The 17459-nt window shown below is 36.9% G+C and carries 15 protein-coding genes; 3 read left to right on the top strand and 12 right to left on the bottom strand.

The features are described from left to right. Nucleotides 1-181 precede the first annotated feature (181 nt). On the top strand, nucleotides 182-1354 hold the full coding sequence (locus tag T323_RS0124700; protein ID WP_026675648.1) for a GTP-binding protein: 1173 nt from the start codon (nucleotides 182-184) through the stop codon (nucleotides 1352-1354). Between the two features lie 249 nt (nucleotides 1355-1603). On the opposite strand, the gene galT is transcribed toward T323_RS0124700, so the two are convergent. From galT to T323_RS0124680, 4 genes are all read right to left on the bottom strand, one after another. After that, entirely contained in the window at nucleotides 1604-3127 is a 1524-nt protein-coding gene (galT, locus tag T323_RS0124695; protein WP_035179915.1) for a UDP-glucose--hexose-1-phosphate uridylyltransferase, read from the bottom strand. A gap of 12 nt (nucleotides 3128-3139) precedes the next feature. Then, nucleotides 3140-4300, bottom strand: a complete 1161-nt coding sequence (locus T323_RS0124690) for a galactokinase (protein WP_026675646.1) — start codon at nucleotides 4298-4300, stop codon at nucleotides 3140-3142. A gap of 22 nt (nucleotides 4301-4322) precedes the next feature. After that, the gene (gene galE, locus T323_RS0124685) at nucleotides 4323-5309 is read right to left on the bottom strand and encodes a UDP-glucose 4-epimerase GalE (protein ID WP_026675645.1); all 987 of its coding nucleotides are present in this window, start codon (nucleotides 5307-5309) and stop codon (nucleotides 4323-4325) included. A 137-nt stretch (nucleotides 5310-5446) separates the two neighbouring features. Then, a complete protein-coding gene (locus T323_RS0124680) occupies nucleotides 5447-6670 on the bottom strand; it encodes an ROK family transcriptional regulator (RefSeq protein ID WP_026675644.1) in 1224 nt (407 codons plus the stop codon). Nucleotides 6671-6848: 178 nt separating this feature from the next. Between T323_RS0124680 and T323_RS0124675 the strand changes: the two genes are divergently transcribed. Further along, the gene (locus tag T323_RS0124675; protein ID WP_026675643.1) at nucleotides 6849-7310 is read left to right on the top strand and encodes a GNAT family N-acetyltransferase; all 462 of its coding nucleotides are present in this window, start codon (nucleotides 6849-6851) and stop codon (nucleotides 7308-7310) included. Nucleotides 7311-7343: 33 nt separating this feature from the next. Beyond that, nucleotides 7344-7589 (top strand): hypothetical protein, encoded by a 246-nt coding sequence (locus tag T323_RS0124670; RefSeq protein ID WP_026675642.1) that lies wholly within the window; start codon nucleotides 7344-7346, stop codon nucleotides 7587-7589. 49 nt (nucleotides 7590-7638) lie between these two features. Here the strand turns inward: T323_RS0124670 and T323_RS0124665 are convergent, their stop codons facing one another. From T323_RS0124665 to T323_RS0124620, 8 genes are all read right to left on the bottom strand, one after another. Beyond that, nucleotides 7639-8094 carry an SRPBCC family protein gene (locus T323_RS0124665; protein WP_026675641.1) on the bottom strand — a complete coding sequence of 152 codons (456 nt, stop codon included), beginning with the start codon at nucleotides 8092-8094 and terminating at the stop codon, nucleotides 7639-7641. 135 nt (nucleotides 8095-8229) lie between these two features. After that, entirely contained in the window at nucleotides 8230-8937 is a 708-nt protein-coding gene (locus T323_RS0124660) for a class I SAM-dependent methyltransferase (protein WP_026675640.1), read from the bottom strand. 699 nt (nucleotides 8938-9636) lie between these two features. Next, entirely contained in the window at nucleotides 9637-10011 is a 375-nt protein-coding gene (locus tag T323_RS0124645) for a sensory rhodopsin transducer (protein ID WP_026675639.1), read from the bottom strand. A 15-nt stretch (nucleotides 10012-10026) separates the two neighbouring features. Further along, nucleotides 10027-11634: a response regulator transcription factor gene (locus tag T323_RS0124640; protein ID WP_051556719.1), complete on the bottom strand. Its 1608-nt coding sequence runs from the start codon at nucleotides 11632-11634 to the stop codon at nucleotides 10027-10029. Nucleotides 11635-11655: 21 nt separating this feature from the next. Further along, nucleotides 11656-13404 carry a sensor histidine kinase gene (locus T323_RS0124635; RefSeq protein ID WP_026675637.1) on the bottom strand — a complete coding sequence of 583 codons (1749 nt, stop codon included), beginning with the start codon at nucleotides 13402-13404 and terminating at the stop codon, nucleotides 11656-11658. 85 nt (nucleotides 13405-13489) lie between these two features. Continuing rightward, nucleotides 13490-14140 carry a YesL family protein gene (locus T323_RS0124630; protein ID WP_026675636.1) on the bottom strand — a complete coding sequence of 217 codons (651 nt, stop codon included), beginning with the start codon at nucleotides 14138-14140 and terminating at the stop codon, nucleotides 13490-13492. A 198-nt stretch (nucleotides 14141-14338) separates the two neighbouring features. Continuing rightward, complete coding sequence (locus T323_RS0124625; RefSeq protein WP_035179913.1) at nucleotides 14339-16345, bottom strand: beta-galactosidase; 2007 nt, start codon at nucleotides 16343-16345, stop codon at nucleotides 14339-14341. A 35-nt stretch (nucleotides 16346-16380) separates the two neighbouring features. After that, the gene (locus tag T323_RS0124620; RefSeq protein ID WP_026675634.1) at nucleotides 16381-17409 is read right to left on the bottom strand and encodes a glycoside hydrolase family 88/105 protein; all 1029 of its coding nucleotides are present in this window, start codon (nucleotides 17407-17409) and stop codon (nucleotides 16381-16383) included. Nucleotides 17410-17459 lie beyond the last annotated feature (50 nt).

The raw sequence follows: 17459 nt of genomic DNA, 5'->3' as shown, positions 1-17459 counted from the left end.
TTTATTTTCTTTTGATTACCTTTATTATAGTTTATTTACTTTTGTTTTTGTTTGTTTATTTTGTGTCTGTATTTGATACTATATTTCAATAGAATAAATAAGAATTGTTCCTATTTACATTGATGTTTGAATTCGTTATACTTATTATTCGTAATGATTACTATTTAAAGGAGTGAACCGAATGGGAGTCCCTGTTACGGTATTAAGTGGATATTTAGGTGCCGGGAAAACGACACTGTTGCAACATATATTAACGAACAAAGAAGGCTTGAAAATCGCCGTCATTGTTAATGATATGAGCGAAATTAATATTGATGGAGCATTACTTAAAAACGGAGATATTTCAAGAACGGAAGAAAAAGTCGTTGAACTGCAAAACGGCTGTATTTGCTGTACATTGCGTGAAGATTTACTAGTTGAAGTAGAACGAATTGTCGATGAAGGCAATGTTGATTATATCGTCATTGAGTCTTCAGGAATAAGTGAACCGATCCCTGTCGCCCAAACATTTACATACATTGATGAAGAGATCGGCATTGATTTAACGAAAAAATGTCAGCTTGATACGATGGTCACTGTTGTTGACGCTGCTCGTTTTTGGGATGATTATGAATCAGGTGAATCACTCCTCGACCGTAAACAAGGAACAGATGAGTCGGACATTCGAGAAGTGTCTGACCTTTTACTTGACCAAATTGAGTTCGCCAATGTCATCCTTTTAAACAAAACGGACTTATTAGATAAAGAAGACATCGTAGAGCTACGCTTACTATTGAAGAAATTAAATCCAGATGCAACGATTATTTCGACATCATTTGGGAAAGTTAAGCTTTCGTCAATTTTACATACTCACTCATTTGATTTTGAAAAAGCGAGTCAATCAGCTGGTTGGATAAAAGAGCTTAATGAGGAGCATATTCCTGAAACAGAAGAATACGGAATTGCATCTTTTGTATACCGTCGTCAGCTTCCATTCCACCCTGAACGACTTATGAACTGGTTTGAAAAATGGCCAAGTGAAGTTGTTCGTGCGAAAGGCTTTTTCTGGGTCGCATCAAGAAACAATATGGCGGGATTACTCTCACAAGCAGGACCAACCATTTCCATCCAAGGAGCTGGAGAATGGGTTGCTGCTTACCCTGAAGCAGAACAAGAGCAAGTTTTAGCAGAAGAGCCTGAGTTAAAAGAAAAATGGCATCCGCAATATGGGGACCGCATCACTGAGCTTGTTTTTATTGGCATTGATATGGACCAAGCTCAAATTGAAGCGTCATTAGATACTTGCTTATTAACAGAAGAAGAGCTGTCATTAGACTGGGCACAGTTTTTTGACCCACTACCTGCGTTTGTGTAAGTTCTTATGGACATACGTTCCGCTATTTTAGGAATTATGTACGTTTTTCATATGCTATCGGACACCTGTTCCGCTAAATCACAAATATAGAAGGATGTTGACGCTCGTTTGGGCAAATAACGGAACAGATGTCCGATACGCTTTGAAAATAGCTTGATTTACACGAAATAGCGGAATAAATGTCCGAAACCGAATATGCTAAAACAAAAGCCCCCGAAGCCTATATTCAAAGGCTTCGGGGGCTTCTTCTTATTTTACTTGCTCAATAAAGCGCAGAAATGCGGCTTTCCCTTCACTTGTTCGTTTAAATACACCAGCATGCTCAAGAACAATTGAGAATACTTTGCCGATTTCATCTTTTAAAATCGATGGTACATTTTCTTTCGTTAAATTAGGGTAATTCGCTTTAACTTTCAGTGCCCATTCTACGTGCTTTTCTGTTCGTTCATCTTGCTTAGCTTTTTGTTCAAAATTCTCATCAACTAAATACGTTGCGAGTACTTCCATTTCTTCTTTTAATCGACCTGGCAAGACAGCGAGCCCCATCACTTCAATTAAACCGATATTTTCTTTTTTAATATGATGCACTTCGTCATGCGGGTGGAAAATGCCAAGTGGGTGCTTTTCATTTGTTCGATTATTGCGGAGCACAACGTCAAACTCATATTTTCCATTCGCAAAACGTGCTATCGGTGTCACCGTATTATGACGTTCTTCTCTCGTTTTTGCGAGAACCTCAACCGTTTCGTCTGAATAATGACACCAAGATTGATAGATTTTATCCGCTAACTCAGTTAATTGATGACGGTCTTCCCCGCGTAGACGGATAACCGACATCGGCCAGTTCACAATGCCAGCTTCAATATTTTCATAACCCGCAAAGGTTACAGCTTCTTCAATTTCCGCTTGTGCCATCGGGAACTCATGATGTCCACCTTGGAAGTGATCATGTGATAATATCGATCCACCGACAATCGGTAAGTCTGCATTTGTTCCTACAAAATAATGTGGGAACTGCTCGACAAAATGCAATAGTCGATCAAAACCTACTTTCGAGATTTTCATTGGTGTATGGTCGTGTGAAAACATAATCGCGTGCTCATTATAGTACACATAAGGAGAATATTGAAAATACCATTGTTCTCCTTGTAATGTCACGGGAATGATTCGGTGTGTTTGTCTTGCTGGGTGGTTCACGCGACCTTCATACCCTACATTTTCTTTACATAATAAGCAATTTGGATAAGATGATTGCTTTGCCCCTTTTGCTGCTGCAATGGCTTTCGGGTCTTTTTCCGGCTTTGATAAATTAATCGTAATTTCTAAATTTCCGTATTCAGTTTCACTATACCAATGTTCATTTTTTGCAATCCGATCTGTGCGAATATAATGAGATGCTTTGGAGAGCTCGTAGAAATAATCGGTAGCTTCCTTTTTACTTTTTGTCTCATAAAGCTTTGTAAACGTCCCAACAACTTCTGATGGTCTTGGCATGATGCAATTCATTATTTTTGTATCTAATAAATCACGGAAAGTTACTGAATCAATTTCAAGTACGCCTTCCTCTTGTGCCCAATGTAAGATTTGTTCTAATATTGATTCAGGTGATGCTAGTGTTTCTCGTTCAATTTTGACTTCTTCATAATCGGTAAGTTGTAGGACAGACAAGATTTGATTTCTAGCATAATCAACGTCAACAGCCTGAAGTAAGTTTTTTTGAGCCCCATATTGAATGAGACGTTCAATTTGTTCATAAATATTGATTTTACTCATTAGACTAACCTCCTACTTTAATTCACGAGCTCCATCACCAATTTCAACGACATAGCAATCTGGTTTAATGTTTAGTTTTGCTTCATATTGATGTTCCACGGCTTTAACGAAAGAAGACACATCAGCTTTTTTTACAAGGTTTACAGTACAACCACCAAAACCTGCGCCAGTCATTCTCGCTCCAATTGCCCCTTCATTCCAAGCAATTTCAACGAGTGTATCTAGTTCAACTCCAGTAACTTCATAATCATCCCGTAATGAGATGTGAGACTCATTCATTAGGTTACCAAAGCCCGCAATGTCACCTTCATTTAATTTTTTCACCGCTTCAATTGTTCGTGCATTTTCATATACAGCATGTTTGGCACGCTGTTGCACAACTTCATCTTGAATCTCGCCTTTATATTGTTCAAATTGTTCAATCGTTAAATCACCTAGTGACTCAACATCGACTTTTGTTTGTAAAATCGCTAATGCTTCTTCACATTGGGCACGGCGCTCATTATATTTTGAATCTGCTAACCCTCTACGCTTATTCGTATTGACGATAACTAACGCAAGGTCATCAAGTTTAATTGGTGAGTACGTATAGTCTAGTGTTTGGCAATTCAAAAAGACGGCATGGTCTTTTTTCCCCATTCCAATCGCAAATTGGTCCATAATCCCACAATTCACACCGATATATTCATTTTCTGCTTGCTGTGATTTTTTTACAAGCTCAACTTGGTCAAAACCAAGGTCATATAATGTGTTCGCCATTACAGCTGTTGCTAGTTCAATTGAAGCCGATGAAGATAACCCTGCTCCATTTGGAATTGTTCCGTAATAAACAACATCAAACCCGCTCTCGATTTTAGCTCCTGCTTGTTGTAAAACAGTTAACACACCTTTTGGGTAGTTCGCCCAATCATGAGCTTCCTCATACTGAAGTGTCTCAACTGTCGTTTCGATAATTCCTAATTGTTCAAAGTTCATTGAATAAAAACGAACCGTTTTATCTTCACGTTTTTTCACAGCTGCATATGTTCCAATGCTTAATGAACAAGGAAACACGTGGCCGCCGTTATAATCTGTATGTTCGCCAATTAAATTAACACGTCCAGGTGCAAAGAAGAGACGAACATCTTCATCACTTCCAAAGATTTTTTTAAATGTTTCCATGACCTTTTCCATTGTTACTCCCCCGTTTTGCTTTTTATTTTTTATAACCTGTTGGATTGTTTTGATGCCATGTCCATGCATGTTCAATAATTTGATTTAAGTCTGCATAATTCGGTTTCCAGCCAAGCTCTTGTTTTGCTTTTTCTGAAGACGCAATTAACACCGCTGGATCGCCTGCTCGTCGTTCAGCAATTTCCGCTTTAATTTCTTTTCTCGTTACTTCACGGCATACTTCAATAACTTCTTTGACCGAAAAGCCTGTGCCGTTTCCTAAATTATAAATGCCACTCTCATTTGTCGTTTCAAGTTTTTTCAACGCTAAATAATGAGCTTGCGCTAAATCCATGACATGAATATAATCACGAACACAACTTCCATCTTCTGTCGGATAATTATCACCAAAAATTTTGATGGTTTCACGCTGTCCTAATGCAACTTGAAGCACAAGCGGAATCAAATGGCTTTCTGGTGTATGATCTTCTCCAATTCTTCCTTCTGGGTCTGCCCCTGCAGCGTTAAAATAACGGAGACAAACCGATTTTAAACCGTAAGCACCGTCCGCCCATTTTAAAAGTTTTTCAATGGCTAATTTCGTTTCTCCGTATGGATTCGTTGGAATCGTTGGGTCACTTTCTTGAATTGGAACTGATTCAGGTTCACCGTAAGTTGCTGCTGTAGAAGAAAACACAATTTGTTTCACATTATGCTCTACCATTTTCTTCACTAGTGTATATGAGCCAATCACATTATTTTCGTAATATTCAAGCGGTGCAGTGACACTTTCTCCAACAAGCGAATTTGCCGCAAAGTGAATCACACTCGTAATGTTATGTTTTGTAAAAATCTCATCAAGTACAGCTTCGTCTCGTAAATCTCCTTCATAAAAAGGTGTGTTTAAGACTGCCTCTTGATGACCTTTTTGTAAGTTATCTAAAATGATGACGTCTTCATTTTGTTGTTGTAAATAAAGGGCTGTATGGCTTCCAATATACCCTGCTCCACCTGTCACTAAAATTGTCATAATTTAATCCTCTCCTTAATCGAGAATACTTTATTAATTAATTTAATTAAGTTAGTTTCAGTATATCATATTCACTTTTTTTTGTCTTGCTCTTTTCGATATTTTTTAGGTGAGAAACTCTCCCACCTCATTTGGTGTTATGCGTTTACATCTGGAACAAACATTTCTGCTAACACTAGTGTTACGGCGCCGATGACGGTGCCCTGCTGGCCAAGCTTTGATAAACAAATTGTCGTGTCTTTTGCCGATGGTGTTAACACTCGCTCTTCTACAATCGCCCGAATGGGTTGTAAAAGAAATTCACCCGCTCGTGACACCCCACCACTTAATACGACTAACTCTGGATTTAATACATTTATTAAATTCGCAATGCTCATTCCTAAATATTTACCTGACTCTGTCAGCACCTCTTTCGCAAAAGCATCCCCCGCTTTGGCTGCTTCAAACACAGCTTCACCATCTACATTATCTAAATTTCCTTTCACAATCTCAACGATTGCTGTTGGCTTTCCTTTGTTTATACCTTCCAGTGCTCTCGTTCGGATGGCTTCTCCTGCACTAAACGTTTGCAAACATCCTTTGTTCCCACAAGTACACATTGGTCCATTTTCATCAATAACAGTATGCCCGATTTCACCAGCTATACCGTCTTTTCCATGGAATAATTTATTTTGTAATATAATCCCAGAACCAATCCCAATCCCGACATTAATACAAACCATATTTTCAATATCGGCACCATAGCCAAACCATTTCTCCCCTAAAGCCAATGCTTTCGCATCGTTTTCAACAGTGACAGGTAGTGAAAATTCCGCTTCTAATGTTTGTTTTATCGGGATATTTTTCAATTGTAAATTCGGAGCATACAAGGCAACACCATGAATATGGTCGACCATCCCGTGCATTCCAACGCCAATTCCAACAATCTTTTCCTTTGTCACATTCGCTTGCTCTACAATCGTATAGACGTTTTCAATTAACAACTGCAATAATTCAGCTTCTGTTATACCTTTTTTAATTTTTGTAATACTTTCGTTTGTAATCGACGCATTTAAATCAGCCAATACAACTTTTACTTTATGAACCCCTACATCAATCCCAATGACATAATGACTTGTCGGCTCTATCGTTAGCAAAATCGGCTTTCTTCCCCCGCTTGACTGACCCATCTGACTTTCTTTTATTATTCCGGTTTCAAATAATTCGTTTACAATATTCGTAACCGTTGGTGGGGTTAAATTTGTTCTTTTGGCAATTTCAGCTCTTGAAATTGGTCCATCTTTACGAATAATATTTAACACAAGTGTGCGATTTAATGATTTCATCAATTTAAAACTTCCGGTTACATGAGCATTATTCACATGACCCCTCCATTCACTTTATCCTAGTCATAACCTTGCCACAGCCTTTCTAAAAAAACAAGAGTGTATTTTTGATGGCATTTAAGGCTGCTGTTTGAGCAAGACAATATAGAATAGTTCCTCATTGGTTTTTTATGGTAAAATAAACATATATTTTCGTTATGAGGAGAGAGTCGCAATGACTGAGATTACTATCAATGACATTACAAAGGCAAACTGGGAAGAAGCATTTAAACTATCGGTATACGAAAGCCAACAGCCTTTTGTACCAACTATTGCCGAATCCCTTGCATATGCATACCTAAAACCATGGGATGAAGCATTAGACCCCTATCTTTTATATGTAAACGATGAAATGATTGGTGCCTTTTATCTTTCCTATTCACCAAATAGTGAAGATAATTATTGGATTGGCGGCTTTCAGATTGATAAAAAACATCAAGGCAAAGGATATGGAGAGCGATCGCTTAACAAAATTATCGATTTTATTAAAGAGACGCACCGTACATGCAAAATAATCTCTTTAACAGTAGAAAAAGAAAATGAGCAAGCGATTCGCTTATATGAAAAGACAGGTTTTATAAGAATAAATAAAGAAAATAGTTATCAAGAACAAATTTACAAACTTTCGATTCGTTAACTTACTTGTAAGTTTTTGAAACAGGAGGAGAATATGAATAAATTCGGATGGTTATCTTTACTCATGTTTTTTGCTAGTATTCTTTCATTTTTACTATTAAGAGGACCTGACTCAAACTTGGTCATTGGTATTATCGTTCTCGGAACACTTTCTTTATTTGGGATTGTTTTTTCCATACTTTCAAAGAAATTACTTCCTGCCATAGTAGGAGGAGTTTTAAATGCTGCTGTTTTACTTTTTGTCTTTTTTCTTTTGTTAGCGAAGGGGATTGGGGGATGAGTTAAGTCACACTTATTAGTGAGAACATATGAAAATGTTTGTTATCGTTCTAAATAGCGCTTTCAGCAATCTTTTTTAGTTCTTTTGCCCGCGTAGCGATAAAGTCAGTCATATACTTTTCTAAAAACAATTTATTAGCCACTATGCCAATTAAACCAAAAGGTGCCTTATACTCAAATGTATCTATCATTATAGTACTGCCTTTTTCTTCTACAAATTGATGTTTATGTGTAAAAGAATGAAAAGCTCCTTTTTGCATAACATCAATAAACATATATGGCTTTTCCATATATGTTACTTTTGCTGTTAACCTTTGTTTAATACCAAAGTGAGTAGCCTCCCAAGTAACAGTATCACCTTGTTCTAATAATCCCTTTGTAACCCCATCCACAGCTTTTTCTTTAGTTTTAGCAGTAGTTTTAGTATGTACATCTACGTTTCTTGCAAGGTCAAAACAAAGTTCTACAGGTGCTCGTATCATTTGCTTGTGATATATAATAGGCATTTTGTATTCTCCTATATTAGAACTTATTTTCTATTTTTTCTTTGTACAACGAGCCTGACTATTGTAGAGTGTATGTCTTTTTACTAAACACTGGTAATAAACTACACTTTGTTTCACTAATGAGTAGAAAGAATATCATTTCATTACAGCCTTAATTATAAGAAATTGTGGGGCGTTCATCAGCATTTCGTATTTTTCTGGTGCTTGTGCTTTGAAGTTTATTGTAGGTTTCGGTTCTGTAACTTCTTCAATAGAAAAGAATGTAAGTGTATCGTTTAATAGTACATGAAGAGGCCTCCGATAAAACGGAACTTCATATGATTTACCTTCTTTATTCCATTTATCGATAATTAATTCAGTAGAGAAATAGTTAGCATTTTTGAGTAGTTTCATGTCTGAAAATGGATGGTGAACTGAAAAAAATAGAATTCCATTTGGCTTTAATATCCTTTTAAATTCATTAAAAGTATGGCTCCAATCCTTTATATAATGGAGGGTTAATGAGCTTACAATGTAATCAAATGTATTCTCTTCGAAAGGTAGTTTTTCCTCTAGGTCTAAACAAATAACTTTAGCTTTCTCTCCAACACGCCGCTTTGTAGATCGAACCATTTCAGGACTAATATCCGATGCAACAACATTGGCTCCTCGTTCCATTAATTGGCTCGTATACCATCCAGCTGCACAGCCTGCATCAAATACATTCATATCCTTTAAATTGTGAGGTAGCTTTCCTAACATTGCTGGCCTTTCATATTCACTATTATACAAACTCGTTGTATCGACTGTTTGTTCATAAACACAAGCAAGTTCATTAAAAACTTCTTTTATTTTATCTTTCATAATTCACCTCTTCTATATTTCATAATAGATGAAAAAATCAACCTAAAAAAGTATCATCTCTAAGCCATTTCTAATAAAAACCCTATAATATTTAAAACTACCCTGTCGTACATTTCTTTTGCCCTCCATCTGTTCTATGAAGGACACTTTTCTCGCTTTTCTCCGCTCTTTTGTCCTTCATCAAGCTTATGAAGGACACTTCTCACTCTCTCCTCTCCTCTTTTGTCCTTCATCAGGCTTATGAAGGACACTTCTCACTCTTTCCTCTCCTCTTTTGTCCTTCATCAAGCTTATGAAGGACACTTCTCACTCTTTCCTCTCCTCTTTTGTCCTTCATCAAGCTTATGAAGGACACTTCTCACTCTTTCCTCTCCTCTTTTGTCCTTCATCAACCCTATGAAGGACACTTCTCACTCTTTTCTCTCCTCTTTTGTCCTTCATCCACCCTATGAAGGACACTTCTCACTCTTTTCTCTCCTCTTTTGTCCTTCATCAGGCTTATGAAGGACACTTCTCTCGTTTTCCTCGCCTCTTTTGTCCTTCATCATCTATATGTGCATGACTTGATGGAAAAAGAATGTGCCAAAAGGTTGGTTCTCTCCCCTTTTGGCACATCCTTTGAAGCAGAATGATTCATATTATATTTCCTTTAAGTAAAGTACTCACAGCTTACCACTTAAAAAAAGCTATTATCCTGCATTAAGCTAACGGATGCCCCATTGTAGACATCAGTGCTAATTCTTGTTGGGTTGAATCTAACCGACTATATTGTACGATAATCGGAACATCACTTTCGACTTCAATCGCATAAGGAACTTCTTTTGGGATGCGTTGTCCGTCTTTTTCTAGTGTGCTCGTTCGGATATGACTCGTTCGTTTTCCTTTTACGACAAAGGGTATTTGTTCAATCGGGTCACGGTCTTCAAAATAAATCGTAATCTTTAAGTTAGCATTTTGTTGATAGCAATTTAATACACAAATCGATTCATGGCTCTCTAGCGTTCCTGAGCTTAATGGTGGAATATAGCCATCTGGAATATACCAAACACAGCTTCCTTTTTGTATGTCTGTCATCTTGTTCATCCTTCCTTATTGATTCACTGTTTTTTTATGAATGAGGTCTGTCGGTGTATAACCAGTATATTTTTTAAATGTCGTTGTGAAATAGGCTGGATTCACGTACCCAACTTTTTCAGAAACTTCGTAAATTAAATAGTTCCCTTCTTGGATCATCTTTTTTGCCATTTCCATACGGGCACGAGTCATATAATTTTTAAATGATTCTCCGACGATATTTTTAAAAATTTGTCCTAAATAATTTCTAGATATATAAAGCTCATTGGCGATATCTTGTAATGTAATGTTCTCACTTATATGCTCTTGTACATAGGCAATCATTTGATCTACTAATTTTCGATGTTTACTATTTTCTTCCCATTGTTGATGACTGCACATTCTTTTTACATTTTCATTTAAATAACGTCTTACTTCATGCCATGATGATTTATCAGAAAGCTCTTGGTATAAATCAAAATCGTTCGAATACATTTCTTCATTTTTAATTCCGATATCATAAAGCGAATAGGTCATTACTGTCCACATTTCAATTCCAATTCGGACCGCGACTTTTTTATGAAACGGATATTGTTCCACACTCGCAAAATAGTCATTAATCAGTTGGCATGCTTTATCATAATCAGCATAACGAATCGCTTCTGATAGCTTTTGACTCACTTGCATGGATTGCGACCAGAGGAGGTGTTGTGGCACTTCTTTCGACACAGGTTCTACCTTGCTCTCGGCGTCTTCCCTTGTCCCTGGGAAAAGAGCATCTTTCATTGAACTTGGAATCTCTCGCCAATCTTCTTTCATCGTTCCTACGTTGACTGTTGCCTGCACTTGTAAACAATCCTGGAATTTCGACTCTATGATTCTTTTATACTTCTCAATGGTCTTTACGATATTTGTTTCCTCTTTGTCGAGATGTAGACAAATTGAGCTTTGGAAAACATGGTGTTCAATATATTCGAAATCATCAAAAAATTGTTCTGTTACTTCTTCTATAATATTATTTGCTGCAAATCGAAATAAGTCCCAATCGGACTGCAAACATGATGTTTCAACAGATTCATCATATGTCATTGCAAGAATGAGATGATTTTTTGTTTCCCATTTCCGAACTAATGAGTCGACTTCAACTGGCGTATTCCAAACATCTGCTGTTCCTGATATGACAGATTTCACCCACTGTTTTTCTAATAAAGGTTCATATATACTGACCTTTTGTCGTAATTCTACGACCTTCTCTTTCTCTTTTCGTTCTTGTTCTAAATTTTCTATGACTTTACATAATACATCTGTAATCGTATCAATTGAAGCTGGCTTTGATAAATAATCATCAATTCTCAACCTCATCGCCTGGCGGGCATATTCAAAATCATTGTACCCACTTAAAATAATTACTTTACTATCAAACTCTTTTTGCTTCAGTTCTTGGATCATCTCTAATCCATTCATCACTGGCATATAAATATCTGTAATGATAATGTCTGGTTGTGTTTTTTCAATGATTTCGATTCCCGCTTTTCCGTTTTGGGCTTCTCCAACCCACTGACAATTAAGCTTCTCCCAAGGTATTACTTTTTTCATTCCACGTAACACCTTATTATCATCGTCTATAATAACTACACTCCACACATTGATCACTCCTTGTGAATTCTATAATGAAGTATGTTGAATACTATCTTTATCGCGAACTTTCGGAATGCGAATTAATACTGCAGCTCCACCTTCTGCTCGATTCACGACATTCACACTTGCCTCTTTCCCAAAATAAACATCAAGACGTTCATTGACATTGCGGATCCCGTATCCTCCCGTGTTTAATTTGCTTTTATGCGGGGTGATCGTTTGAAACCCAATTCCGTTATCTAACACTTGGAGTAGTAAATGCTCTCCTTCCTCAACGATATGAATGTCAACCTTCCCAACACGACCATCTTGGAATCCATGAATGATAGCGTTTTCAACAAATGGTTGTAATGTCAATTTTGGAATAAAAAAGCGGTCTGTTAATTTAGGAACATGAATGTCGTAAGAAAAGCGATCTTCAAGTTGAATCTTTTGGATTTGTAAATAATACTGTAAATATTTGATTTCATCTTCAACTGTAATAATACTCTCACCTTTTGAGAGCCCGACTCGAAGCATTTTCCCTAATAATTCTAGCATTTTGCTCATATCATTATCGCCACGTTCAATCGCAATCCAATTTAATTGATCTAACGTATTATATAAAAAATGTGGGTTAATATTCGCTTGTAATGCTTTAATTTCAGCCTCACGTTGTCTGCGGTTTTGTTCATTTAATGACTTGTATAACATTTGTGCTCGATTGATTAAATCATCAAATCCACGATATAATTGCCCAAATTCATTTTTATAATCATCTGGCAGTTGCGGCTTTGGTTGGTTAATTTGGTAGTTTTCCATTACATTTGCTAGATGAACAACAGGTTTTGTAACACTTCTCGTTAAAAATAAAGTTCCGACTAACGCAAGCATAATAGAAAAGATTCCAATTGCGATTAATGTCCATGTCATTCTTCGACTTCCCGCTATTAGGTCATCATAAGGTGTAATTTCCATTAATGTCCAGTCTACAGAATCAATCGCTGTTGCTACGATAAAATCTTCATGATGTCTCACATGGTATGTCGACTTTGCATCTCCTTGCTTCTCTTTTGCTTCGACGACTTTTTGATATAATGTATCGCCGATGTCAAAAAAAGAATTTGTACTTGAAATGACATTGCCGTTATTATCAAGCAAAACTAGATTGGATTCATCACTAAACCCCATTAGCCAGCCTTGTAGTGTATATGGGTCAAGATTAATAATAAGCACAGATTGTAGGAGCCCTCTTGATGTATTCACATGTCTACCGAAGCTAATGACAGGCTTTTCTCCTGCGATCGTATCAACCATCCTCGATCCTAACCAGCTTGAAGTTTCGTCATTTAATGTAGAAAACCAGTCTTCTTCATAACTGTCTGTTAGCGGATAATAGCGGACAGGATATTGAATATTATCAATCGGAGGAGCATTTAAAAAGATTTCGATTGAATGAATGGCCGGCACACTATACACGATATTTGAAAAGTCTAACGTAAGCGATTGTGTTGAACTTGTTCGTCCAAATTGTGTATTGCTTCCACCAATAACATCTCGATAAATTTGCTGCCTCGATAACACGATCGAATATCCTTCAAATGTACTTAATTTACTTTCTAAATCTTCACTTAATAAATTTAAGTTTTTCTCTTGGTATTCCGTTGTCGTTTCAATAATTTCATGGACAGAATATTGATAACTAACATAGATGACTATTCCAAAGATAAGGACCATAAAGAGAAAAAAACTACCAAATAAAAGATGACGTATCCGGTATTGCTTGTAAAACTTCATTCTTATTCCCCCAGAATTACATCCCTCTTTTTGTAATCAAGAATGAATTGTATTTTCTTCTCTCTTTTATTTTAGCATTATTTCATCAATTGTACGTATAACTATTTCGTTCGACATTTTGTTCAAAACTCTCCATATTCGTAAATACTCTTAAAGAAATCGCAATGACACACCATACTGGTAAACTAATCGAATAAAATAAAAGCATACCAGGGAAGGCATGAAATAAAACGCCTATAATGCCAAGACTTATCCCTATTATTAAACAATAATGCAAGTTCGCTAAACCAATCATAAGTGCATAACGGAAACACGTTCGCAAATTCGTATCATAGTGTGTAAACACAGGGAAAATAAACAACGAAACAACAAGAAATAAAATGAGGGCTATAAAAAATACCGTCCCTATTGCAATCATCGCAGCCTGTGGTAAATAAAGGAGAGTACTTAAGCTAAAATAAAAAGACCAGCTACCAAACACGAGAAACAACCCGATGAGATTTGCTTTGAAAAATTCTTTTTTATACACACTCCAAAAAAACGGTACCATCTTAAATTCATCATTAGACGTAAGCCGCTTTCGTAATACAGCAAACACAGCCGCTGTAGCTGGAGCCCAGCCAAAGATCCCTAAACCAAGAACCGAAAAAACAACCCACAGTGTATTTAAGAAGGCAAGTTTCATTAACCACTCACAGCACTCATTTACTACTGTTGTAAACCCTGAAAAATTCATCAAGCAACCCTTCCTTCTAATTGTAAGTGCTTACATCAATTATAAAACGAGCTCCATAACGATAACAGATAAAAAATGTTAAATAACTATCAAAAAACAACAAGAGGATATCAAAAAGGCGCTTTTCCTTTATGATATCCTCTATTGAAGGAAGCTTGAAGGCTACTGGCTCTTTAGACAAGACAGGCGCTCTTCCTTCTAATACTTTAAAATCGCAACATCTACTGCATTTACCTTTAGTTGTTTTGAAACTCTTTCACCTGTTATCAACTCTTCATACTCCACATTTTCTTGTAAAGAGATTGTCACGTCAGCATCATTATGATTAATAATAAAAATATGATTATGCTCGGCTGTATTTCTTTGCAAAACTTCAACACGTGGCGGTGCTTTAAGTGGAGCTTGAATGTGTAACTCCGTAGTAATCTGTTCAATAAATGGCGTTAAAAACGCTCGGTCTGGCTCTGTTCCAATATAATAAGCATGGCCTTTCCCATAAGCATGTTTCGTTACAGCTGGCTTTTCTTTGTACCAATTTTCACCAAACGAAGCAATTTGTTCTGCTCCTTCAAGATGAATAATGTCACTCCAAATATAACAAGGAGCAGATTGACCGTTATAACGTAAAGTATTTGACTTTCCTTCTGGATACGGGTCGAACTCTTCCACATATATCCCTAATAACTTTCTGAGTGGCCCTGGGTATCCGCCAAGATAAATTCGGTCATTTTCATCCGCAATGCCACTAAAATACGTCACAAGCAATGTACCACCATTAGTTACAAACTTCTCTAAATTTTCTTTATCGCCTTCTTTGACCATATAAAGCATCGGTGCGACGACAAATTGGTATCCACTTAAATCATCGCTTGCTTGCCTAAAATCAACGGCAATGTTTTGCTCAAAAAATTCTTGATAATATAATTTCACTCGGTCAATATACTTTAATTTATTATGGGGTTTACATCCAAGTTCAACGGCCCACCAATTTTCCCAATCAAACAAAATCGCCACTTTTGCATCTGTTCTTGCCCCAACAACAGTCTCAAGTTGTTTCAATTCTTGACCAAGCTGGACAACTTCCTTATACACACGGCTATTTTCATCATTTGAATGAGGAACCATAGCACCATGAAATTTTTCTGCACCCGCTCGCCCTTGTCGCCATTGAAAAAATAAGATTCCATCTCCACCACGACCAACGGTGGAATAACTTAATGTTCTCATGACTCCAGGAGGTTTAATGACATTAATATCCATCCAGTTCACTTGGCTTGTCACTTGCTCCATTAATAAAAACGGTTGACCTTGCTTTAAGCTTCGCATAATATCATGGTTCATCGCATGAGAAACAGGTATCCCTTCTCTTGGGTCAGGATAAGAATCCCATGTTACCACATCTAGTTCTTTTGCCCATTTAAAATAATTTAACGGTTTAAAATTGAACATAAAGTTTGTAAATACAGGGACTTCAGGTGTCACTTCACGTAAAATTTCTTTCTCCGTTATATATAGTTGTAAATAAGCTTCATCCATAAAGCGTTTATAATCTAACTCTTGCCCTGGATTTGCAAATGTTGGCGGGTTATTTAATAACATAATTTCATCGAAATCATTATAGCGCTGACTCCAGAAATTTGTCCCCCATTTTTCATTTAACACTTCGATCGTTTCATATCGGTCTTTGAGCCATTGTCTGAATGCTTTTTCCGTATTGGCACTATAACATTCTGATAGATGGCACGCATATTCATTGTTAATATGCCACATTTTTAAAGCAGGGTGATTTTTATAACGTTCGGCAAGCTTTCGAACGAGAATTTTTACAAGTCTAATATAATCAGGGCTCGTTGGTGAATAGTGTTGCCTTGATCCAAAGGAATATGGAACACCATGTTTATCAATTGCAATCGAATCTGGGTATTTCTTTGATAGCCACGCTGGGGTTGAAGCCGTTGCTGTAGCAAGGCTCACACCAACACCATGGTCATGCAGAATATCCAACACTTTATCAAGCCATTGAAAATCAAATTCTCCTTCGTTTCGTTCGAGAACACCCCAACTGAAAATACCAACAGAAACGAGATTTACGCCTGCTTTTTTCATTAATCTTGCATCTTCTAACCATACGTCCTCTGACCATTGTTCGGGATTATAATCTCCCCCGTATGTCATATAAGGAAGAACTTCTGATACAGACTTCAAGTCAAACACTCCTATCTTAATTTGCTTTCTGTCTTTTATTGAATATTTCTCCCTTTCAGTAACGATGCAAAGAATACGAGAGCCAATCCTTGCCCCCATCCTTGTACACGTTTATACGGGACATCTTTATATCCTTGTTCATCATTCATAACTGCTGTACCTGCGGATACGCTTAAGACAGAACCATCTTCTTTCACATGATCAAGCATGCCTTGAATCGATTTTTGGATATAAGAGTTATATAGTTTTCCTCGCACTAAGAGTGAAGCTGCAATCCCAGCTGACCCTGATACTTCAGGATATGATGTTTGGTCCGTTAAAACAGTTGGCCAAAGTCCGTTATCTAATTGCAACCGAACTAACGCACTTTGTAAATCTCGGAGTGACCCATCAATAATCATATAAGAAGGGTGTTGTACTTCTACGTACTCTAATGCTCTAGCCATTGTAATCGCGGCCCAACTATTGCCACGTGCCCAAAAGATACTAGACATATTGTTTTGCGCAAGATTATCCCAACCATGATAGTACAAATCAGTATCATCATCTTGTAAAAACTTTTCATGGCCATGATATTGTTTTAAGCCAAATTCAAAGAAATCTTCTCGGTCTAGTAATTTACCAATTCGAAGTAAGAAATATCCTGCCATAAACATCGTGTCCACCCACGCTTGTTCTGGGAAATCATATTTATCTCCATTTACGGTATGTTGAAGAACATCATCATCAAAACGTTCCGCTTCATTTACTAAGTATTCCGCCATTTCTGTGGCAATCTCGATATACCTTTGCTCTTCTGTTACTTTATATAACGTTAGTAAAATATGTCCTAATGATGAAGCATTCACCGTTAGTTTAGGAAGTCCATCTTCTAATTCGCGGTCAATCCACTCTTTTAAATAATCAATATATTTTTGTTCTCCTGTCACTTCATATGCTTCAGCAACACCATAAAATGCAACTCCACCTGGCCAATCCCAGCTAAAATCCATTTTAAATGTTCTTTCCACAATACGATCAATCACTTCTTTAATTTGTTGTTCATCAAAAACTAATTTTGGCATGATAACGCCCTCCTATTTTTTTCTATAATAATGTAGTAGCATAATAGAGA

It is taken from the genome of Alkalihalobacillus bogoriensis ATCC BAA-922 (assembly GCF_000621445.1).
Taxonomy (GTDB): domain Bacteria; phylum Bacillota; class Bacilli; order Bacillales; family Bacillaceae_F; genus Bacillus_AO; species Bacillus_AO bogoriense.
This window is presented reverse-complemented; position numbering and strand designations above follow the sequence as displayed.

What these genes read in the sequence shown, in the direction of transcription:
- T323_RS0124690 (WP_026675646.1), bottom strand. Translation starts at nt 4,300, where the DNA reads ATGGAAAAGGTCATGGAAACATTTAAAAAAATCTTTGGAAGTGATGAA.
- T323_RS0124645 (WP_026675639.1), bottom strand. Translation starts at nt 10,011, where the DNA reads ATGACAGACATACAAAAAGGAAGCTGTGTTTGGTATATTCCAGATGGC.
- T323_RS0124665 (WP_026675641.1), bottom strand. Translation starts at nt 8,094, where the DNA reads ATGCCTATTATATATCACAAGCAAATGATACGAGCACCTGTAGAACTT.
- T323_RS0124670 (WP_026675642.1), top strand. Translation starts at nt 7,344, where the DNA reads ATGAATAAATTCGGATGGTTATCTTTACTCATGTTTTTTGCTAGTATT.
- T323_RS0124620 (WP_026675634.1), bottom strand. Translation starts at nt 17,409, where the DNA reads ATGCCAAAATTAGTTTTTGATGAACAACAAATTAAAGAAGTGATTGAT.
- T323_RS0124700 (WP_026675648.1), top strand. Translation starts at nt 182, where the DNA reads ATGGGAGTCCCTGTTACGGTATTAAGTGGATATTTAGGTGCCGGGAAA.
- T323_RS0124630 (WP_026675636.1), bottom strand. Translation starts at nt 14,140, where the DNA reads ATGAATTTTTCAGGGTTTACAACAGTAGTAAATGAGTGCTGTGAGTGG.
- T323_RS0124635 (WP_026675637.1), bottom strand. Translation starts at nt 13,404, where the DNA reads ATGAAGTTTTACAAGCAATACCGGATACGTCATCTTTTATTTGGTAGT.
- galE (WP_026675645.1), bottom strand. Translation starts at nt 5,309, where the DNA reads ATGACAATTTTAGTGACAGGTGGAGCAGGGTATATTGGAAGCCATACA.
- T323_RS0124675 (WP_026675643.1), top strand. Translation starts at nt 6,849, where the DNA reads ATGACTGAGATTACTATCAATGACATTACAAAGGCAAACTGGGAAGAA.
- T323_RS0124660 (WP_026675640.1), bottom strand. Translation starts at nt 8,937, where the DNA reads ATGAAAGATAAAATAAAAGAAGTTTTTAATGAACTTGCTTGTGTTTAT.
- galT (WP_035179915.1), bottom strand. Translation starts at nt 3,127, where the DNA reads ATGAGTAAAATCAATATTTATGAACAAATTGAACGTCTCATTCAATAT.